The following is a 22549-nucleotide window of genomic DNA, read 5'->3' on the forward strand; positions in this document are numbered from 1 at the left end:
TCAGTGGTGAGTACTTAGTATTAACAGCATAGAATGAGTAAACAAGTAAAGAAGAAGAATACATTAACCACAGAAGACGTTAAACGGTATACACGCAATTTCTGGAAGGTGCTTATCGGGGTGATTCTGTTGGAGTTTTTATTTATCTTTAGTGTAGGCATCGGGCTATTTGGCAAATTGCCTACATTCCGTGATCTGGAAAACCCGAAAAGTAACCTGGCTTCTGAAGTCATCTCAGCGGATAATGTAGTGCTGGGCACATACTTTGTGCAGAACCGCTCGAATGTCCGGTACGATGAACTATCGCCCAACCTGGTACAGGCACTTATCGCTACCGAAGACAAACGGTTTTACAGGCATTCGGGAATTGACTACCGGCGTACCTTTACCATTATTTTTTATAACCTGCTTGGAAGACGGCAGGGCGCCAGTACAATCACTCAGCAGTTGGCACTCAATCTTTTTTCCGAGGGACGTGCACGCAGTACCGGTAAACGGATCATTCAGAAGTTTCAGGAGTGGATTACGGCCGTACGTTTGGAACGCAACTATACCAAGGAGGAAATCATCACCATGTATTTCAATACCGTGGATTTCGGTGCTTATAACACATATGGAATCAAATCAGCAGCCCGTACCTATTTTAATACCACGCCTGATAAGCTGAATGTGCAGCAAGCGGCTATTTTGGTGGGTATGTTGAAGGGGCCTGGAATTTATTCGCCTGTGCGGTATCCGCAGAATGCCATCCGCCGCCGGAACGTGGTGATTGAAAACATGCGCAGTGAAGGCTTTCTTACACGCGAGGAGTCTTTGAAACTGCAAAAAGAGCCGTTGGTGCTGGACATGCGCATTTCGAATTACGGGGAAGGTCTTGCGCCCTATTTCCGGGCGGTGATGAAGCGCGAGATCCAACGGCAGTTTAATGAAATGTCAATCACAAAAGCTGATGGAACCCCTTGGGACTTGGATCGGGATGGCTTAAAGATTTATACAACCATTAACTCGAAAATGCAGCTGTATGCGGAAGAGGCACAGAAAGAATGGATGAAGACCATCCAAGCTTCGTTCGATAAACAGTGGAAAAGCAGGGATCCTTTCCGGGGTGATAAGGCGAAGCTCTTAGAGACAGGAATGAAGCGGTCAGACCGCTACCGGATGCTCAAGCAAGCGGGGAAATCCGATGCAGAGATAAAAAAGGATTTTGACACACCGGTACCGATGACCATCTTTACCTGGGAGGGGAACAAAGATACGACCATGACTCCGATGGATTCCATCCGGTACAACAAGCTGATTCTGCGGAACGCCTTCATGTCTATGGAGCCGCAAACGGGTTATGTTCGTGCCTGGGTAGGAGGAATTAATTTTGAGCACTATAAGTATGACCAAGTGAAAATGGGTACCCGGCAGGTAGGCTCCACAGCGAAACCGTTTACTTATGCGGTCGCGATTGACAATGGGTTCTCTCCCTGTTTTCAGGTTCCCAACGTGCCGTTGACTGTGGGCAGTGGTCCGTATGCATGGACCCCGCGCGGCGAGTCGGTGGGCAGCCCGATTACGTTGCGTAGGGCCCTGGCGAATTCCCAGAACTTCGCCACGGCATATATGGTTAACGAGGTTGGGGCCAGGGCGGTGGCAACCCTGACGAAGCGGATGGGCATCACTTCGGAGGTTCCCGAATACCCGTCTATTTCCTTGGGAGCATACGAAGCATCGGTGTATGACATGGTAGGTGCTTATTCCGCCTTTGTAAACCATGGCGTTTGGGTAGAGCCTACTTACATCTTACGCATTGAGGATAAAAACGGAATGCCGATTTACGAGAAGGCCCCGCGCGTTACCAAAGTGCTGAATAGTGAAAGTGCATACATCATGGTGGATATGCTGAAAAGCGTGGTGGACGGAGGTTCGGGCCAACGGCTGCGCTGGCGGTATAACTTTACGAATCCCATGGGGGGAAAGACAGGTACGACAAATGACAACGCAGATGCCTGGTTTATCGGCATTACGCCGGAACTGGTGAGTGGTGTTTGGACGGGAGCGGAAGACCGTGGTATCAGCTTTTATTCAATGGCCGAAGGACAGGGAGCCCAAGCCGCTTTGCCTGTATTTGCCTTGTATATGCAAAAGGTCTATGCCGACACGACACTTCATTATACAAAAGATGATTTTCCGTTACCCGAGGGGGGGATCAGCAAGGAGCTGGATTGCAGTAAATATCAGGAGTTTATGCCTCAGGAAGAAGAAAAGCTTGACGATAGGCTTGGGTTTTGATGACCAAATTTGATTACCGTAAGGCGCTTGAAGAAATACCGCATCGGCCAGGGATTTACCAGTACTGGGATGCCAATGGGGAGCTTATATATATCGGAAAGGCAAAGGATCTCCGGAACCGGGTAAGTTCTTATTTCGTCAAAGACAGCCTGCTAAACGGAAAAACCCGCGTGCTGGTGCGCAAAATCAACCGGATCACGTTTACCATCGTGGATACGGAGATCGACGCCTGGCTGCTGGAAAATAGCCTGATCAAAAAACACCAACCACGGTATAACGTCATGCTCAAGGATGACAAAACGTATCCGTGGATTGTGATCAAAAATGAACCGTTCCCCCGTGTTTTCCCCACACGGAAATACGTCAAAGATGGATCGCGGTATTTTGGTCCGTATGCTTCGGTGGGGATGATGCATGCCATCATGGATACCATCCGGGAGTTATATCCCCTGCGTACATGTAACTTGGCGTTAACGCCGGAAAACATTAGCAGAGGGAAGTTCAAAGTATGCCTGGAGTATCAGATCGGCAATTGCAAGGGGCCCTGCGAAGGGTATCAAACAGAAGAAGAATACGAGCAAAATCTGAATGATATCCGAGACATCCTCAGTGGCAAAATTGGGATGGTGATCCGGCGGTTAAAGAACGAGCTGGATAAAGCGGCGGCCGAATTGAAGTTTGAGTACGCTCATCACCTGAAAAATAAATTGGATTTACTGGATCGTTACCAAAGTAAGTCCACCGTGGTCAATTCCTCTATCACCAATGTGGATGTGTTTAGCATTGCTTCCGATCAAAGCTACGCCTTTGTCAATTACCTGAAGGTGATGAACGGTGTCATCATTCAGACGCAGACCGTCGAATTGAAAAAACGGCTTGATGAAAGCGATGCGGAGCTGCTGAGCTTAGCGATTCCCGAAATCCGTAGCCGTTTCAACAGCACCTCGAAAGAGATCATTGTTCCATTTACCCTGGGTATCGATGCGGGCAACCTGAAGTTTACGGTTCCGAAACAGGGGGAGAAAAAAAATCTGCTGGAGTTATCACTCAAAAATGCGCTCTACTTCAAGAAAGAGCGGCTCAATCAATACGAAAAGCTGAATCCGGAGCTGAAAGCGGAGCGCATCCTGACTCAAATGCAGAAAGACCTGCGCATGAATGTACTGCCCCGTCATATTGAATGCTTCGATAATTCCAATTTCCAGGGGAAGTATCCCGTTTCGGCAATTGTTGTGTTCAGGGATGCCAAACCATCCAAGAAAGATTACCGGCACTTCAACGTAAAAACGGTGGAGGGGCCCAATGACTTCGCTACGATGGAAGAGGCCGTGCACCGGCGTTACCGGCGGCTGCTGGATGAGGGGCAGACACTGCCGCAGCTGATTGTCATCGATGGGGGCAAGGGGCAGCTATCCGCTGCGCTAAAGAGCCTGAAACTGCTGGGGATCGACAAGCAGGTAACCGTCATCGGTATCGCCAAGCGGCTAGAGGAACTGTACTATCCCGGCGATCAGTATCCGCTATACCTGGACAAGAAGTCCGAGACGCTGAAAGTGATCCAGCACCTCCGCGACGAAGCGCACCGGTTTGGCATTACCTTCCATCGCAAACAACGGAGCCTAAAGACATTCCGGACGGAACTTGAAAACATACCCGGCATTGGCCGGACAACCGCAGAGAAGTTGCTCAAGGCGTTCCGATCCGTAAAAAAGATACAGGAAGCAACGCCTGAGCAACTCCGCGAAGTGCTGAACGAAAGACAGGTGACAGCACTCAGAGATTATTTCATATCTTAATCTTTTGCCGATCCTCTTTACAATTGCAACGGCAAGAATTTGGAGGTATCCTGCTGGCTTACGGGTATCGATCCCACGGGCGCCCAGCCGGCATCCATTTCTACCAGTGCGAAATTAACGTAGTTGCGGGTGTTGCCCAATATCGATTTTTTCAGCGAAAATTCAAGGACATTTTTACCGCCCAGTGTTTTCATCTGCGAAAACAGCAATGCCTCGCCGAAGGTGGCGATATCCTGCCAGCTCCAGCCGTTGTCTGGCGCGTTGTGCCGGAAAATACTGCCAGCCGAAGCGAGGGGATTGGCGCGGTCGAAGCTGCCTTCAATCAAAAAGTCGGCACCGGATGCAACCGGGTACATCCATGTGATGTACCCGGTTTGGGGGTTATTATCGGCATCGATGTAGAAGTCCATAACCGCCAGGTTAAATTCGGGCGTGCCTTCCAGGTAGAAGTTAAGGAAATCGGATGAGGCAAATGTTTTAATGCCCAGTATGTTTCCTCCGGCGCCACCTTCGTTCACCGCGGCATAGGGCACATTTTCCCAATCTGTAAAATCCCCATCAATTTTGATATTCGGTCCCAGCACGACGACGGTGTCGGTAAATGCACTTTCGGTGGTGCCCATGGTGGCCGTCAGCGTGACGAGGAAATCGCCCTTTGCGCGATAGATATGCTGTGGAGAACGGGCGATGGAGGTATCTCCATCGCCGAAATCCCAGTGGTACGACGATGCATTTGATGAGAAATTGGTGAAATTGACAATAAAACCGTCGGCGACGTAGCTGAAAACCGCCTTAGTTCCATTGGTTTCTTCCTTTTTGCAGGAAGCTAAAATCAGCAGGGCTAATGCAAGCACCGGCATGTAGTTTCGTATGTTGCTCATAGTTCTTACTATTTTTTGCGTCATTGTTTATCGGTTTTTATTCCACCGTTAGTTGTCGCAGGAGGCTGTTTAACCCCGTTTCATCCTGCCATACGGCTTCATTGGCTAGACGGATAGCGTATTCCGGCCGGTCTTTCAGTGAGGTGGAAGAGTCGCTGATGTTGAGGAAGAGCTCATAGGTGCCCGCCGGGATGCCGGTGAGATTGGGTTGTTCTTCGAACGTGACCTTTTGGCCGGGCTTACATCGCCGGAGATCACACGAAAGGGCAACGGCATGCAGGCTGCCGGTCGCTTTGTTTTTCAGTATCAAATCCACGCTTTTTTGGTGATACATCGGTGCGTACCCGCTGTTGGTGAAGTGAAGAGTCAACGGGAATCCCTTTCCCTCTGCGACAGAAAGAGGAGCTTCGCTGCTTTCCAGAGCTAGGCGATAGCCGAGGTTACGCTGAAACTCGTCAAAGCACCCCGAAGCCCGCCACAGATTGATGGTAGGCTCGTACCAATCCAGGTTGAGGTAGGTCCACCGGAGGAATTTCATCTGGTTTCGCCCTTCGGGGCAATCGGGTGAAAATCCATCGGTAGGCGGACAGGTTTCACCTCCTGTCGGTACAAACAGCGCATCGTCGCGGATGTATTGCTTTTCCGCTTCAATCTGACCATCTGTATATGTACCATAGTCCGTCGCATTGGATAGAAAGCAATCGTTGTGATGTCCCACGCGAGCCAGGGGCGACCCACTGTCGACTGCCTGTTGTGTCACCGGCTGCGCCGTATCGAAAATGCGTTGCTTCATAACCGGGGTCCGTACCTGTACCATCAGTTTCGCCGGTACAACTTCCAGAAGTTTCGAGAGTACCCGTTTCTGATTTTCAGGCGAAGCAAGGTTGTTACTGGAGCTGTGCCATTCGCCCCAGGCGCCGATAAATCCGGCCTGTACAAATGCAATGATATCTTCATTTGCCTGAAAAAGGGGTTTCAGCTGGTCAAGGTGCTGCTCAACGACAGCTATCGGCGCATCGGTTCCTTCCATGTCGTCTGTGTAAGCGAAGCGCAGAATTGTTTTCAGTCCGGCCGCCCTTATTTTGTCGAGGTCGGCCTGTATGGCTGCCAGTTTATCCTCCCCGATGGACCTGTCCTTGTATTCCTGCAGGTAAACGATGCGCAGGATCAGGGAAACGTTGCGGCTGCGCAGTGTGGCGAGCGTACCGGCATCGAGCACGTTATTGTCGGACAGGGTGTTGTAAGTATGGATAAATCCCCGTTCGGGATTTGGAAAGATCGCATTTGACGTCTGATAGGTAACGGTCTGGTTGTCTCCGTTTGTTCCGGGCGGATTTTGCGTACCTTTCGAACAGCCGGCTAAGCATCCAAGCAATAGCCAGGAAAATACGTGTATTGCCATAATGAATCGGTTGTGCATGGGTGGAAAGATTAAAAATATCCGGGATTCTGAATGAACTTACCTTTTCCTTCGCTGATCATTTGCAGGGAGAAGGGGAAAAGCTGTTTATATTCCGCTGTGTAAGGAGATTGTTTAACCTCACGGGCACGTTCCACAAACTTACCGTGTCTGATGAGGTCTGCGCGGTATTGTCCGTTTTCGCACCAGAATTCGTGGCTACGCTCAGTCAATATCAGGTCATTGAAAGCTGCAAGGGAAGCATAATCGGCTACATTTAGCGGCTGCAGCTTAGCTCGTTGCCGGATGATATTGACCAATTCCATGGCTTCGGATGTACCCGCATTGGCAATGTTAGCCAGTGCCTCCGCTTTTGACAACAGCACATCGGCATAGCGGTACATGACGATATCGACGGTCGACAGGCTTGTAGTCCGTTCTGCATCCGGATTCATTTTCAGCGGGATAGGCCCCCAGTCCATCACGTCGCCGGGATTACTGCGGCTGTAAGTGATTCCGTCTGTACTGGTATACCGGTCGATGAGCAAGGTCTTCCGTACATCCTGAGGTTCGAATGTATCAAAGAACCACCAGGTGCTTTGGATCGTTCCCCATCCACCCTTCGGCGAGAAGTCGGCCGGGAGGGCCATCAACTGCCACTGATTTTCGCTGGTACCTTCATAGTTGCAGGGAATGGCCCAGATGACTTCACGGCTTCCCTTTGCGCCTTCGAGGCCCCACATGCCCACATAGTCGTTATCGATGGTGTAGTAATTGTAACCGATGATGTCGTTGCAGAGTTCAACGACCTTATCCCATCGCTTTTCGTGTAGGTTGAGCCGGATGAGAACCATCTTAGCCAGGCCTTTGCTAAACCGTCCATATTCGGCCTGAGCCGGAGCGGGCAGGTCTTCTGCGGCGGCGATTAGATCAGCCTCGATGAAATTGACAGTCTCCTCGTGTGACAGCCGGGCCAGCGGTTCTTCGATCAACGGATTTTTCAGGACTTCAATCGGCGCGATGACGATGGAGCCGAAAAAATCAAACAACTGGTAGGCAAGCACCCCCCTTGCACAGCGTACCTCCGCAATGGCACCCCGCTTGAGGGTTTCGCTTACATCCGATTCCTCGATGAGATCAATGGTCAGCGTCATTCGGCTGATCATATTTTGAAAGTCATCGTAGAAGCGGGTGATTTCCGTTGTAGCCGGAATGTAATTGTGCAGGGAAGCGACGTTCTGTACGCCGTATTTTCCATGTAAGATCTCGGTGGTAGCATCGGAGACGAACATGACGCCCCGCTCTGATGTCGAATAAATACCATCGCCCCAGGAACCCCGCAAGGGGTAATAGCATGCATTGACCATGGCCTGTAAATCGGCTTCGGTTTTTGGGAAAATACTGGGATTGATTTCCGAATAATCGGCGGGTACGAGGTCGTCCGTGCAGCTTCCCAGCCAGCAGATACCGATGACCAGGCAGTATATGTGATTTCGTAAGTTCATGATTACGGTAATTTTTTTGTTAAAGTTTCAATCGCACACCCAACGTAAACGTCCGGATATTGGGGTAAGCCGCCGTGTAGGAGTCCGTTTCCGGGTCGACTCCTTTATAGGGCGTAATGACAAATAAGTTGCTCGCGGTCGCATTGATTGCCGCTTCACTGAATACCTTACCCACCCAACGTGTGGGAAGTGAGTATTCGAGGGATACGTTTTGTAAGCGGATAAACCAGGCGTCTTCCAAAAAGAAGTCTCCGGCGCCGTAGGGCGAATATCCCCAGAACGAGCTGGGTTGGGTGGTCGATGGACGTTCCGGGGTCCACCGGTCTTTTACCGTACGTAAGGCGTTGTAACCGTTCTGGTAAACCCCCACGGCACCGATGCCATACGTTACGTAGTTGGGATCTTCCATGCGGCGCCCAAACATGCCGTTGAAGTCGATGTTGAGGGTCCAGTTTTTATAGGTAACGATGTTGGTGAACCCGGCAATCAATCCCGGGTCGGATGTACCCAACAGCCGGGTATCGGCATCGTCGAGAATACCATCGGGCTGACCGGTACGGATGAAGCGTCCGTTTTCATCTACTTCAGGATTTCCGTTGGCATCACGTTTGAAGCCGTCTACGTCTTTCAGGCGGATCATTCCCGGCCTCAGTTCGGGCTGGGAGTCGGGGATGGGATCATTTACCTGTTGGATGGCCTCGGCGGGGCGGTAGAATTGGGCACGGATGGGATCATCCACGCGCTCGTACACCGCGGGTTTCCAATCGTCGGCACGTTCTTTCCACCGGTCCACATATTTCGATACGGCAAGCATGGTGCGCCAATGGACGTACTGATTCCGGATGTTGTGGGTGGTCAGCGCTACCTCGAAGCCGCGACTTTGTGTTTTGCCGATGTTGGCCATGATGGTATTCACCTGATGGTACGAGTTGATGGGCTTTTCGGCGAGCAGGTCTGAAATTACTTTGTTATACACGTCGACGGAGCCGTCCACGCGCCCTTTGAAGATAGAGAAATCCAGTCCGATATTCGTTTCCGTGGTGGTTTCCCATTTCAAATTGGGGTTTTCGAGTCGCCCCAGGGATACGCCGATTTGGATGGCTTCTTCTGCAGACAACCAGGCGGGGTAGGCGCTGTAGGCTGCGAAAGCGTTGGTACCGATGGATGCATTACCGGTTTGTCCATGTCCGACACGGAGTTTGAGCATAGGGGCAAAAGTTTTCAGATTTTGCAGGAACGGCTCTTCGGAGAGGTTCCATCCGAGTGCCACCGAGGGGAACGTGCCCCATTTGTTGTTCCGGGCAAATACACTGGCACCATCGGTCCGGATGGTCGCGGTAAGTAGGTAGCGATCGTTGTAATTGTAATTGATCCGTCCAAAGTAAGAAGCAATCGTGTTCTCTCTCCGTGATGAACCGACCACTTTCGTGCCACTTCCGGCATTCAGGTTGTTCCACAGAAAGGCATCCGTGATGAAGGATGAATTGCCCGAATTGTTGTACGTCTCGCGGGTATCCTGCCGGGATGCACCGACGAGTACCGTCAACTGATGGGCTTCTGCGAAGCGAGTATTATAGTCGACGGTACCTTCAAAAAGATAGTCATCCTGGCTGAAGGAAGCAATGGCAGCACGTCCCTGTTCCAATGCTCCGTGCAGTGTAGACGTGGGAATGTAGGTTTCCCGTTTGGAGCCGCCGCGGTCTACCCCTGCTTTGACACGGGCCGTCAAGCCCTGAAACGGTTTTACTTCGAGAAACGAGTTGAGCAACAGCCGCTCTACGCGCCCATCGTCGGTAATGGTCAGCAGGGAGTAGGGGTTGGGTTGCAAGGCCAACTGCGGATTCAACGGATAATTACCATTTTCATCAACGGCTTGGATGTGGGGGCCCTGTTGGATGGCTGCCCGGATGATTCCTGAGTTTTCGTATTGGTCGGCACCCAATTGGCTGTTTTTGTTGTTGATCTGGCTGGCCGTCAGGTTGACGCCTAGGGTCACCATGCGATGCACGCGTTGTTCTACGTTGGCCCGTACCGTAAACCGTTCGAAGGCTGAGTTTTTGACAATGCCGCCCTGGTCGTAATAATTGCCCGATACCAGGTATTTGGTGGCTTCGTTCCCACCGGATAGGCTTAGGTTGTGTTGCTGGGTTTTGCCGTTGCGGGTAACCAGCGAGAGCCAGTCTGTTCCTCTTCCGACGTTATTGATGGCGTTTTGGGTATACAGCTGCCTGAAAGGCTGGCTTACCGGATTAGCCTGCGCCTCTTCAAGCGTCCTTGAACCATACGGAATTACGTTGTTGTCAAAATTCCACTGTTCCCAGGCTGCTTCGTTGCGGACCTGCATCCATTCGTTCAGGGGTAGTACATCAAAGGAGTTTTCGTACTTCTGGAATGAAAAGTTGGTGGAATACTGCACCACGGGCGTCCCTGCTTTTCCCTTTTTGGTGGTGATGAGGATCACGCCATTGGCTGCCCGCGAACCGTAGATGGCGGTGGCACTTGCGTCTTTTAATACTTCGATGGATTCGATGTCATTGGGATTGAAGGAATTGAGGATACTTTGGCTGCCAAACTGGTACCTGCTCCCAGCGATGACGGGCTGCTGCAGGTCCGATATCGGGAATCCGTCGACAACGATCAGTGGATCGTTGCTGGCATTGATAGAGCCTGCTCCCCGCACTAGGATATCCAAGCCGCCGCCGGGTTGGGCACTGTTCTGGCGGATCATGAGGCCGGGTACCTTGCCTTTGAGCATGTTTCCGATTTCGGGGCCTGAATTGATCACCAGATCATCGGTTTTTACCGACGAAACTGCTCCGGTCAGGTCGCGCCGTTTCTGCGTGCCGTAACCGATCACCACAATGTCATCTAACCCGATCACATCCGGCTGCAGGACAACGTTGATTTCCTGTTGCCCACCGACTGTGATTTCCTGGGGTTTATACCCCACGTAACGGAACACGAGGATGTCACCGGGATTGGCCTGTATGCTGAATTTACCGAGGTCGTCAGTCAGGGTGCCATTGCCGGCATTTCCCCTGACCGAGACGCTGACACCTGCAAGTACCTCCGTGGAATCCCGCACGGTACCCTGTACCGGTTGTTGAACCGGGCGGGCGGATGGAAAGGGAGCCGCCTTGTCGTGAATAATGATGGTCTGGTTGTCAAGCAGGTACCCGATCGGCTGGTTGCTGAAAATTCCTTCCAGCACTTTTTCCAGGGGCTGATCGGTGACGTGAATGGTAACCGGATGTGTTTTACGGATCTGCGCCATCTTGTAGATAAAGTCTACGTTGGCCTGTTTCCGGATTTCACTGAAAACCTGCTCAATAGGAGCCGCCGTTTGGGAGAGGGTGATTCGCTGGGCCATGACCGTACCACTCACCTGCGTGGAGGCCAACAATACTACGAGCGCAATCAATTTCATTTGTACAATGGTTTTTACCAACAACCGCTGCGTCTGGTTTAAGTGCTTTGGTTTGGTTCGTACATGTAAATAAACACCGCGTGATTTCGTGCGGTACAATACAAAATGCATACCTTTGTTAAATTTGGGTTTGTAAATTCGTTAATCGCAAAGAGGATGGTCAGGCCCAAGCATTCCCGGATTCCGCGGCCAACGGAATCCGGCTTTTCAGCCTACCGATAAGATATCGTCGTTATGTCTTCATAGCTGTACTCCTTATTATTTCGTTGTTTATTGAGATATATATAATTTGTTATGCTCGATGTTAAACTGAATACCTCCCGAAAGCTGTAGGATTCGGAGTATTTCGGACAGATTTTTATTGCGGGATATTTGTCCGCCAAATGTTTCATTGGGTATATCGTCTACATAAACCACCTCGATGTTATACCATCGGGTGATCTTGCGCATGATACTTTGTAATTCTTCGTCGACGAAGCGGAAATCGCCGTTTTTCCAATCGGCCGCAGTGTTGGTATCTATTTTTTTCACAGTAATATTCCCGTTTTGGAGTATACTTTGCTCGCCGGGCTTTAAAATTGTTGCCGTTGAGGGGCGATCGAGCGGCGCTACCCGTACAGTTCCTTCAACTAGGGTAGTTTTTACATCTCCATCGTCGGCATACGCACTGATATTGAATTGGGTGCCGAGAACTTCAACGGTTTGACCCGCGGTTATGACACGGAAAGGAAGTTTTTGAGCGGATGGCTGTTGACTGCCCGCTAATGGCCGATGGCTGACATCAAAATACGCTTCGCCTTCGAGTTCTACGACCCGTTCCCCTGCATCAAACCGCGATGGATATTTCAGTGTCGACGCAGCGTTGAGCCATACCTGTGTGCCATCGGGAAGGGTCAGTTGATAGGTTCCTCCCCGGGGTGTCGATAGTGACATCATTCCCGTTTGTTCGGTGTTTATTACTTCGGTACCGTCGGTGTAGGTCAATTTTTTTTCTCCGACAATAATGCCGACCTGTTGTTCGTCCAATGAAACGGTTTGACCGTCTTTGAATGTCAAAGTTGCCCGATTACCTCCCGGTGCTACGTCATTGACCGGAATCTTGGATAAGGTATTGGGTGCTCGCACTGACAGAGATGGTAAAAAAAAGATGGATAAGGTTAATGCAATAACCGCTGAAGCTGCCAGTGAAAGATATAACTTCCACTTTTTTGGTGTGTGTTTTTTATTATCCAAGTCGAGGTTGGCAAATACGCGTCGGATTGCAGCTTCCGTTACGGCATCTGGATCGCTATTTTCCTGAAGACGTGCGTGGATCAACGATTGGAAATGCGCCCGGTGTTCGTCAGCCTGCATCAGCCGGAATAATTCCCTGATTTCATCCGGTGAACAGGCATTGCGAAGGTGTTTTTGAAACAGCTGCGTGATGTATTGCTTATCTTCCAATGGTGTTTTATCGTAATACCAATAAAACAGGCGGTCCCTCTGTTCGCAACAAAAATTTTTTTAATTTTTTTCTTTTTTTAAAGAAACAGGGCGGCCAGCATTAAGATCAGCAATGCGTGTTCCGATAAGTAATATGCTTTCAGGAATTTGGTGGCTTTAACAATATGATCGCTGATGGTGGAAACGGAGATTCCCAACAGGTAACTGACCTCTTCGTAACTTTTGCCGTCGATTTTACAGAGCGTATAAACTAACTTCCGCTGTGGGGGGAGCTTATCTACCGCGCTTGCGAGGATGGTTTCAGCCTCTTTGTAAGCCAGCTCTTCGTCGATGTGGTGATATAACTCGCTGGATGCCGCAATCAGGTGTGCTTCGACATCGTGACGTTTGGTTTGCTGGTTGAAGAAGTTATAGATCAAATGTTTGGCAATGGTAAATAAATAGGATTTGAACGATTTGTCAGGGTCAATGGAAGCTCGCCTTTCCCAGATCCGCTGGAAAAGATCCTGCAGGATTTCTTCCGCGATTGTTACGGATTTTACCATTTTCAGAATGTTACCGAAAATCCGTGCGCTATAGGTGAAATAAAGTTGCTCAAAGGCTTTTGTATCTCCGTCGCGCAGCTGCACCAGTAGCCGTCTTTCAATCAAATTCGTATCGCCGTACATATCCTGCCCGATTTTACATCTTCATAGCCTCCCTATTTATTGCGATAGGTTTTAATACATTGGTTCATTTGTGTTGTTTTCGTGGAAAACAATGTCAATAATACGGTACAATTTCCGTTTTTGCAAATCCGTATGCACGCAAACGATTGTTTATTTTGCGGCAGATCTAACGGGGTCATCGGTATGCTGCCTATCGGCTTAATTCCTTAAGTACATTTTTTCCTTGGTTGACCAGTTCCGCGCAAGTCATTCCCGAGGGTCGCTTGATGTTGAACGGGGCGACGGCCTCTTCCAGTGTATTCAACTTCTCCGTCTCCGATGCCGCTGTAAATTGTTCACGCAAAATACGGATTTTTTCGGCATCCTGTATGCCTTCTTTGGCACGCTCAAACCGGATGGAACTCCTGCCATCGGGATAGATGATGTAGGTGTCCCCGGCAGGCCATGTACGGAAGCGGGAATCGATCAATGGGTTTTCCGTCCATGAGTTATAGGACCAGTGCAGGTAACCATCCAGTCCGGCTGCCCGCGCATACCAACCCATAAAGACGGCCTCCGATGGGTCTGAAAAGGTGAAAATATTTGGGAATTCATCGGAGCAACACACGTAGTAAGTGCTTATCAGATCGTTTTCTTTCCGGAACGCCAAGTCTTTTTTATCGAAATCTGCACCGAAAGCCACGCAGATATCTTTCAACATGGGATATTCCCGGTAGCTTTTGTGGTTATCCGCGAGTGCGACACCCATTTCCGGTACTACTTTTTGCAGCAGTTCCAGCGCAATTTTCATTTCTTCGGGCGATCGTTCGTCCATGGCGATGTTGGTAAATGCCAACCAGCCTTTATCCTTTAAGTGATCACGGAAAGAAGTGAGAAACGGTGTCCAAAGTTCGGTAAACTCTTTGCTTCCCGGTTTTGCACTGACATTGACGGTATCGCCTGTTTGTGCATCCAGGTAGTGGATCTCGTGGTTCCACGGAAGCAAGGAATAACAGTTGATGAGTTTGTTGACCCCGAGATTCCTCATGAAGTTGACCCAACGGTCAAAAATTGCATAATCATATTCCCAGGTGCCGTCTGCTTTCTTGGTCCAGCGAATCATGTCTTCGTATGGATCGAAGCATTGGTTGTTCCAGGGGTCCTTGTTTAAATTAGCAGTAATCACTTTTTGGCCCGCATCGGCCAGCATTTTCATGGGTGCTTTCATCAATTCCCAGTGTTCTTCTGACCACACCTTGACACCGTGTACCCGTGCAACTGCCGATGGGTGTTGCCACATATCCAAGTGGAATGCCCAGTCGCTCGGTGCAGGCAACGTTTGAGGGAGCACCTCGATAGACAGGGTCAATTCCCTGGTAGCTTGGTTTTGTGCATAGAGGTTCAATGTTCCGGTATATATGCCTGGAGAGGCATCGGGGGGAATATCGAACGTTAACCATACAGGTAGCGTGGTCCCGGCAGCCATGTCAAAACAAGAAACATTATCCAATGCATCCGCGGACAATGACACCGGAAAATCTTCCGGTTTGCGGTAGCCGCAGCCCGGTGCAAACACGTCGGTCAGGACATATCGTACGAACCGTGCCTGGCCGATGGAAGGATCCATGGTTTCGCCGTTCGCCGATTTGAAAGGGGAAAAGGCAAACTCAATCTGATCGGCCGCTTGGTTCGACCAAAGCACCAATTGTGCGGATATGGTTTCCCCGCGCCAGCCGCTGCCGCTCCATTCCGTAGTTTGCGTCAACTGAGGAACTGCCGATTTGGCGTAGCGCTGATCAATTGTGCCAAACGAGTAGTGCAGGCCATCCACCTGCGACCAGTCGACCTGCGTGGTATCGGGGTCATCGGCTTCGGTATATGTCTCGCAGGACACTACGGGATGCGATGGGTTGCAGGAGGCAAGCAGTAGGATGCTCAGGAACGGAATAACATATTTCATATCGTTTGGCGAATTTATCAACGGGTTTATATGGTTCAATGTTACATAATGCGATTCTGTTTCCCAAATCCGGGAGTCACGCAATCGATTGTGCAAAAAAGAAGCCGCCGCAATAATCATGCGACGGCTTTGGAGAATGAAAGAAATATCAATACCCCGGATTCTGCTCGAGATTGGGGTTGACAGCGATTTGCTGGCTGGGGATGGGATAGACCAGTGTATGTGGCCCGGGATCTGCAGGTTTTTCCTGCCAGGGTTCCAGGAATTTGCCAAACCGGATCAGATCCTGCCGTCTCCATCCTTCCCAATACAGTTCCCTTCCGCGTTCGTCAATCAGCTCGTCTAGCGTAAGTGTGCCGAGCGCAGCAACGTTGCGGTTGGTGCGTATGCTGTTCACCAGTGTTAATGCTTCTGCGGGCGTGCCCGTTCCGCCGCGCAATATTGCCTCCGCTTTCATCAACAATACATCTGCATAGCGGAATACCACCCAGTCGTTATTGCGTTGGCCCGAAGGTACACCATAATCGAAGGCGTATTTCATTACCCGGATACCGGCAGTTTCCAGGGTATTGCCGGACGTTCTGATCGTGACTTCCCGCGTAAACACGAGTGGTTGGCTGGAAGGGTTTCGGGCCATTAACGGTTGGTCGTTAGCAAGATTGTATTGCTGGCCAATCAGAAAACCAACGTTTCGGCGTTTGCCCGGATTAGCCATCGTATCCGCCGGGTATTCATAATAAATTCCCAGTCGCTCGTCTCCTTCGTCAAACAAGTCATAAAAATCGGATAGCGTACACCATCCATTCCACCCCCCTGGGGTCATGTTGTAATGGGCAACGGTATTCCAGGTACGGTCAATGCTTCCACCCCTTACGCCGAATTCATTGTACAGTGTAAAGATGTTTTCGGTAGAAGCTGTGTGGTTATGGGGTGCAAAATTGTCAAAATACTTACCCGAAGGAGAAAGCTGATACCGGTTGCTGGCCGTTATCTGGTCGGCGAGGCTAATGACCTGATCCATATCAGCAGGGTCGAATGTTGGATTCTGCCGATCCAGGAATACCCCTTTATTTAAATACAGTTTCATCAGCAGTACCCTTGCTGCATTTTGGCTGGCAACGTAGGCTGCGCCGCTTGTGGGTAGATCACTCAAAGCCGCATTAAGTTCGCCGGTAATAAAATCAATAGCCTCCGTAGGCTGGAGTGTAATGGGGGGCTCCCGGAAATTATCAAGGTCTTCCCGGTAGGGTACCACGCCCCACAGATTTAATACGTCGTACATGCTGAGTGCCCGGATAAAACGCGCTTCGGCTGCCTGCTGGGCGGTAGGATTGTTGCGGAGTACGTTGGATGCCTGGAACTGGGCGGTCAGCAAGGTTCTGAACGTGTTGTTCATGTACGAATTATCGGCATTCCAGGTGTGCTGGTGAATTGCCCGATGAATACCGTTGTCGTCCCAGTCGCCACCACGCGTAGGCGCCATGGCTGCGTCGGTCGAGATTTCTTCGAGCACCCACCGTTGCTCCTGCTGATAAGGTTCATTCAGGGCTGAATATGCACCGATTAACAAATCCGCGGCATTCACATTTGTAATTCCCTGCTCCAATTCACTCCGAAGTTGCTCGTCTAGGTCGGTGCAGGACAAAGACAGCCCCGCGACGATCAGAAAAAATGTGCAATATTTTTTAAAAGTGTTCATGATTCCAATGTTAGCGTGAACAATTTATTTATAATGAAAAGTTGAGGCCCAGAAGAAACGTTCTAGCGGGCGGATACGGAATATACTCGATACCGAGGGAAGGTATGTCATTAGCCGTACCGTCGGTATTTACTTCGGGGTCGAACCCACTGTAACCTGTGAAGACAAAGAGGTTCTGGCCTGTAAGTGACACATTCAGATTCCGGATGGCTCTCCCGATGTTGCCCACGTTGTAGCTGAGTGTCAAGTTGGAGAGTTTTAGGAAATCGCCCTTTTCCAGGTACCGGGTAGAGGGTGCGGCTGAATTGGAGGTAGACTCGCCTAACTGCGTATCAAAGACTTTTTCGGCGATGTTCCGGTTGGACAGGTTATTTACCCCCAATACCGTGGCCATGGTGTTATTGAACAGGTAATGGCCAAAGGCTCCATGCATGTTGACCGTTGCCGTCAACTTTTTGTAAGAGACATCGGTCGATATACCCAGTAAGTAATCGGGATTGGGACTATTTACATAAAATTTGTTCAAGGCGGGATCGACCGAAGTACCCACCGTACCATCCAGCGCCCGGTACCTGCTAGTACCGGTTTCGGGGTCTATTCCTTCAAAGATGGCTAGGTACCAAACGTTGAGCGGTTGGCCGCTTACCATCCGTTGACCCAGCACACCCGAAAAGCCCTGGCCACGGAGCTGGGCCGTTTCGTAATACCCCAGCAGGCCACTCACGTTGTTTTTCAGGTAAGTTGCATTCGTGGTTAGGTTCCAGTTCCAGTTATCGTTTTGCACAATACTGCCTGTCAGGGCCAATTCAATGCCTTCGTTGATGATCTCGCCGTCGAGGTTCACCCATAACCGGCCGTTGGGCGCAGGTTGGGCCAATGTCTGCTCAAATAAGGCATCGGTCGTGGTTTTGCGGAAGTAGTCGAGGGATCCGGAAAGGCGGTTTTGGAAAAATCCGAAGTCAATACCTGCGTTGATGGTGGAAGAGCTTTCCCATCTGAGGTCGGGGTTTCCGAAGTTGGCCTGTGAAATGCTTTGGGCAGCAAAAACATACCGGTCCTTTGATGCGCCGGAAGGAAATTCCTGATTACCTGTTTTCCCCCAGCCCACGCGCAGCTTGAGGTTGCTGATGGTCCGGTTATCCTGTAAAAATGCTTCGTTAGAAATATTCCAGGCAAATGCCAGGGAAGGAAAATTGGCGTATTTGTTATTCTCACCGAATTTGGTCGACCCATCTCTCCGGATGGTACCGGTGAAAAGATACCGATCTGCAAAGTTAAGTGCGGCCCGCGCAAAAAAGGACTGCAGTTCATTGGTTGGATGCCGGTAGGAATCGATAGACCGGTTGCTTGCAATGGAATAGTCCAGGTAGTCGTAGTAATCAAGCCCACCCAGGTCGGAAAATCCACTCCCGCTTTGCGAGTTCCACCGGCGGTCGAAACTCAGGTATTCGTAACCCACTACGGCATTCAGATTGAGTGACGTGGCGATCTCCCGGTTGAATGATAGGGTATGTGTTAGTTGCTGGTTGGTTTCGATGTCGTTGCCGATGAAGGCGGATCCGTTATTGATATCGTTCGGATTAATCATACCGGCTATGAGCCGACCCGTTCGGCGGCCGGTTTGGCGGGTAAGACTGTACATGAGTTTGTATTCCAGATCGTCTGTGATTTTATACGATGGCGAAATGCTGGATAGAATCGTATTGACCACTGCCCGGTCTTTGAATGCCGCCAACGAGGTGAGCGGATTGATCAGCGTTGGCGATTGGTAGGTCAGTGCTCCTTTATCGTCACGGAGGGGGAGTGTCGGATTCCATTGCAGTGCCTGGGAAATCACATTCCCTTCAAATCCGACGCCTACATTGATCGGGACAATATTTTCGTCGGTTTGGGAGGCGAGTATGTTGATGTCGAGCCCTAATTTTTTGCTTTCCAGGAATTTGAAATTGCTGTTCAAATTGGTGGTGAATTTTCGTAGACGGGATGTTTCGACGATGCCGTTCTGATCCAGGTAGCCAGTGGATATGCGGTATTTGGCGGCTTCGTTGCCCCCCGAAACGTCCAGTGCATAGTTTTGGGTAGCCGCAGTGCGGGTGATGGCATCGAATGCATTCACGGATCCACCAAAATCTCCGGACTGATCTTCCGGTGTATAAAATGCAAGTGCCTGCCTGAACTGGTCTGCGTTAAGTACCGTCGGCCTGTTTAGCAGCGTGGAGAAACCACTGGATGCCATTACGTTCAATGTGGGGGTGCCGGATTGACCCCGCTTGGTCGTTATGATAATCACTCCATTGGCACCCCTCGAACCATATATTGCCGTGGCGGAGGCATCCTTTAAGATATCCATACTGGCGATGTCATTGGGATTGAGATAGGAAAGGGGGTTCCCGCTATCCGAACCGTAGTTGCCATCGCCTTTGCCCGGGCGGGCGGATGTGCCGGACAGGGGGATGCCATCCACCACAAACAAGGGATTATTCCCCGCACGGATGGAAGAGTTACCGCGGATTCTAACGGTTGTAGAGCCTCCCGGTTGGCCAGTATTGTTGATGACCATTACGCCAGCTGTCCGGCCTTGGACCAATTGATCGGGGGCGACGATGACACCTTTATTAAAATCCTTTGCCTGTATCGAGGCTACGGACCCAGTGAGATCCTTTTTCTGGGTCGTTCCATAACCCACCACCACCACTTCTTCCAGGCTGGCTAAATCTTCCTGAAGGGTTATCTCCAGCGGCCGGTTTGCTTGTGCGGTAACTTCCTGGCTTATATAACCAATATAGGTCAATACCAATACTGTAGGTGTTTTGCTGACCGTTAGCGAAAACTGACCATCGTCGTTGGTTACGGTGGCATTGGTCGTTCCCTTTTCGTTGATGCTGACCCCGGCCAGCGGCTCGTTGTCGGTAGTGGTAACCTTTCCCGTCACGACCTGCTGTATCGGCTTTTCCGTTGGTTTTATGGCAAACTTTGGGGTTTTCCGATCCAAGATGATGATGGTTTGGTTGTCTAACAGGTAATCCACTGGTTGATCGTGAAAGATCTGTTTCAGTACGTTGTCGAGGGGCTGATTCCTGACGTGAATGGTTACCCGATTGGATTTTTGTATGTGCTGGGTTTTGATAATGAAATCAACGTTGCTTTGTTTACGGATTTCCCGGAGTATCTTTTGCAGCGGAGCGTTTTGCTCCGAAAGCGTGATCGACTGAGCACGCACTGCAGCGGAAACTTGCACGCAGGTTATGAATAAGACAAGTGTTATCAGCTTCATGATTACAATGAAATTCAGGATGAATGATGGGCATGCGATACGCATGCATCCATTTCTGCAAAGATTAAAAAGCATATCTTTGTGAACTTTGGGTGAATAATTGATTTGTTACTTAGTAAGAATCGGGTCGATATTTCCCAATGTAGATGCCGGGGGTGCTGGCGGGCATTCCCGGTTTTTTCTATCGCTATAGGTTACGTGTATCCCTGGTTTTTCATAATGTGTGTTTTTAGTTAAATAATCGGGTGTTTTTGGGTTCTTATTTGGGAGGTGAAAGAAACAGTGTGCCGTCTGTTATTCTGTATGTCACTCCCCCGGACAATTCTAATATATGCAACACTTCGGATAAGTTTTTGTTGCGTGAAATTTGCGCATTATAACTATCCTTGGGCAGTTGCCCTTCATAAATTACGTTTACATTATACCACCTGGCTACTTTGCGCATGATGTTTTCCAGCGTTTCGTCGGTAAAGATAAAATCGCCGTTTTTCCAGTCGACTACCGTTTCCGGGTCTACATCAATCACGCTCAATTCCCCCTGGCCGACTTTGGACTGCTGACCGGGTTTCAACAACGAAGAACCATTATCTGTGCTGACCCGCACGGCACCTTCGAGCAGTGTGGTATTCGTGGTACTTTCATCCGGATAGGCGTTTACGTTAAAATATGTGCCAAGGACTTCTACGGTTTGGCTATTGCTCACCACCCTAAACGGCCAGGCGGCATTCGAGGTACGGGATTCTTTACTTCGTGCTTCCGACTTCGTACTTCTAACCTCAAAATAGGCTTCTCCTTCAAGTTCCACTACTCTTTCTTTTTTGTCAAACTGCAACGGATATTTCAGTTTCGAGGCGGAATTGAGCCAAACATTTGTACCATCGGACAAGGTGATTTGGTAGGTGCCGCCCTTGGGAGTTGATAGTTGATAATGGACAATTGATAATGGATAATTCTCCCCCTGGCTTCCACTGTCAATTGTCAATTGTCCCTTATCAATTACTTCACTGCCATCTGTGTACATAATCCCATCTCCCACGACGATCCCGCTCTGCTGGGAACTCAGGTCAACCGTCCGGCCATCGGCCAGCGTAAGCGTGGCCCGGTTGCCGCCAGGAGCAACGTCCTGTTTGGTTACGACTGGGACCGGCTCAGGCTGTTGAAAATAAATATATGTGGCTACAACGAAAGCGATGAGCAACGCAGCAGCCGCAGCCGTTATAAAAATGCGTAGGGATTTGCCGCGTTTTCGTTTTATAGGATCATTGACATCTAATTTTTCGAAAACATCGGTCAGATCGATGTTGTCAGCCAGCACATCCGGAGTATTTCGCATATGGGCTTCAATAAGTTGTTCGATATATTCCTTATCGTCACCCGATTGAAGCATGTGCATCAATTGAGCTGCTTCTTCCGGGGAGCAGGTGTTTTGGACGTATTTGTCGAGCAACTGTCGGATATCTGGCTTGTTATTCATATATCGCTTATCCCGCTACTATACTAATATATACGGTGAAAGCACAAATGTCCTCTGCTCGATGCTTACTTTTTTTTCAGCTATTTTGTAACGATATATTCAGAATAGGTAAAATACGGATATCAGCAGACAGATGTGTTCCGATAGGTAATAAGATTTAATGAATTTGGTGGCTTTTACGATGTGATCACTGATGGTGGAAGTGGAAATTCCGAGCATACGGCTGACGTCTTCGTAGCTTTTTCCCTGTATCTTACACAATACATACACATGCCTACGTTGCGGAGGAAGCTGACGGATGCCATTCGCAATAATGGCATGGGTTTCTTTAAATGCGATTTCGTCATCGACATGTCGGTAGGAGGAAGTTGACTTTTCGATTAAGTAAGTTTCGAGGCCGCGCTGTCTGACCTGCGAGTGCAGAAAATCATACACCAGGTGCCTGGCGATGGTAAAGAGGTATGATTTAAAGGATTTGGTTGGATCGATTGTTTTACGCCTTTCCCAAACGCGCTGGAACAACTCCTGTAGAATTTCTTTGGCAATTTCAGTTGATTTCACCATTTTAAATATGCTGATATACAGCTTTTTGCCATAGAAAAAATATAGCTTTTCAAAGGCCTCCTTATCTCCCTTTTGCAGCGAAATTAATAACCTTGATTCGTCGAATGGATTATTAACCTCCATATTAGTCATCAATTTTGGTGATACCTAAATACATCTGGAAATATCTGCTTTCTCTTTACTTTTAAGTGTTTATTTCATAG

Annotated in this window: 13 protein-coding genes; 2 read left to right on the forward strand and 11 right to left on the reverse strand. The window is 49.6% G+C overall.

Features of this window, described 5'->3' with window-relative positions:
• Positions 1–33 precede the first annotated feature (33 nt).
• Together IEX60_RS03455 and uvrC are read left to right on the forward strand one after the other, a co-directional pair.
• Positions 34–2277 carry a penicillin-binding protein 1A gene (locus IEX60_RS03455; RefSeq protein WP_188747366.1) on the forward strand — a complete coding sequence of 748 codons (2244 nt, stop codon included), beginning with the start codon at positions 34–36 and terminating at the stop codon, positions 2275–2277.
• Positions 2277–4073 carry an excinuclease ABC subunit UvrC gene (gene uvrC, locus IEX60_RS03460; protein WP_188747369.1) on the forward strand — a complete coding sequence of 599 codons (1797 nt, stop codon included), beginning with the start codon at positions 2277–2279 and terminating at the stop codon, positions 4071–4073. The genes IEX60_RS03455 and uvrC overlap by 1 nt, the downstream gene beginning before the upstream one ends.
• Positions 4074–4090: 17 nt before the next feature.
• Here uvrC and IEX60_RS03465 read toward each other — a convergent pair whose 3' ends face one another.
• From IEX60_RS03465 to IEX60_RS03515, 11 genes are all read right to left on the reverse strand, one after another.
• Complete coding sequence (locus tag IEX60_RS03465; protein ID WP_229717396.1) at positions 4091–4954, reverse strand: PKD domain-containing protein; 864 nt, start codon at positions 4952–4954, stop codon at positions 4091–4093.
• Positions 4955–4991: 37 nt separating this feature from the next.
• Positions 4992–6356 (reverse strand): DUF4832 domain-containing protein, encoded by a 1365-nt coding sequence (locus IEX60_RS03470; protein WP_188747372.1) that lies wholly within the window; start codon positions 6354–6356, stop codon positions 4992–4994.
• Between the two features lie 29 nt (positions 6357–6385).
• A complete protein-coding gene (locus IEX60_RS03475; RefSeq protein ID WP_188747374.1) occupies positions 6386–7858 on the reverse strand; it encodes a RagB/SusD family nutrient uptake outer membrane protein in 1473 nt (490 codons plus the stop codon).
• A gap of 19 nt (positions 7859–7877) precedes the next feature.
• On the reverse strand, positions 7878–11285 hold the full coding sequence (locus IEX60_RS03480; RefSeq protein WP_229717397.1) for a TonB-dependent receptor: 3408 nt from the start codon (positions 11283–11285) through the stop codon (positions 7878–7880).
• Between the two features lie 270 nt (positions 11286–11555).
• Positions 11556–12728 carry a FecR family protein gene (locus IEX60_RS03485; RefSeq protein ID WP_188747378.1) on the reverse strand — a complete coding sequence of 391 codons (1173 nt, stop codon included), beginning with the start codon at positions 12726–12728 and terminating at the stop codon, positions 11556–11558.
• A gap of 77 nt (positions 12729–12805) precedes the next feature.
• The gene (locus IEX60_RS03490; protein WP_188747380.1) at positions 12806–13396 is read right to left on the reverse strand and encodes an RNA polymerase sigma factor; all 591 of its coding nucleotides are present in this window, start codon (positions 13394–13396) and stop codon (positions 12806–12808) included.
• A gap of 190 nt (positions 13397–13586) precedes the next feature.
• Positions 13587–15335 carry a DUF4091 domain-containing protein gene (locus tag IEX60_RS03495; protein ID WP_188747382.1) on the reverse strand — a complete coding sequence of 583 codons (1749 nt, stop codon included), beginning with the start codon at positions 15333–15335 and terminating at the stop codon, positions 13587–13589.
• A gap of 148 nt (positions 15336–15483) precedes the next feature.
• On the reverse strand, positions 15484–17034 hold the full coding sequence (locus tag IEX60_RS03500; RefSeq protein WP_188747386.1) for a RagB/SusD family nutrient uptake outer membrane protein: 1551 nt from the start codon (positions 17032–17034) through the stop codon (positions 15484–15486).
• 28 nt (positions 17035–17062) lie between these two features.
• Positions 17063–20308, reverse strand: a complete 3246-nt coding sequence (locus IEX60_RS03505; RefSeq protein ID WP_188747388.1) for a SusC/RagA family TonB-linked outer membrane protein — start codon at positions 20306–20308, stop codon at positions 17063–17065.
• A gap of 259 nt (positions 20309–20567) precedes the next feature.
• On the reverse strand, positions 20568–21782 hold the full coding sequence (locus IEX60_RS03510; RefSeq protein ID WP_188747390.1) for a FecR family protein: 1215 nt from the start codon (positions 21780–21782) through the stop codon (positions 20568–20570).
• A gap of 99 nt (positions 21783–21881) precedes the next feature.
• Complete coding sequence (locus IEX60_RS03515; protein ID WP_188747392.1) at positions 21882–22469, reverse strand: RNA polymerase sigma factor; 588 nt, start codon at positions 22467–22469, stop codon at positions 21882–21884.
• Positions 22470–22549: the final 80 nt, after the last annotated feature.

The sequence above is a fragment of the Parapedobacter defluvii genome, assembly GCF_014642075.1.
Classification (GTDB): domain Bacteria; phylum Bacteroidota; class Bacteroidia; order Sphingobacteriales; family Sphingobacteriaceae; genus Parapedobacter; species Parapedobacter defluvii.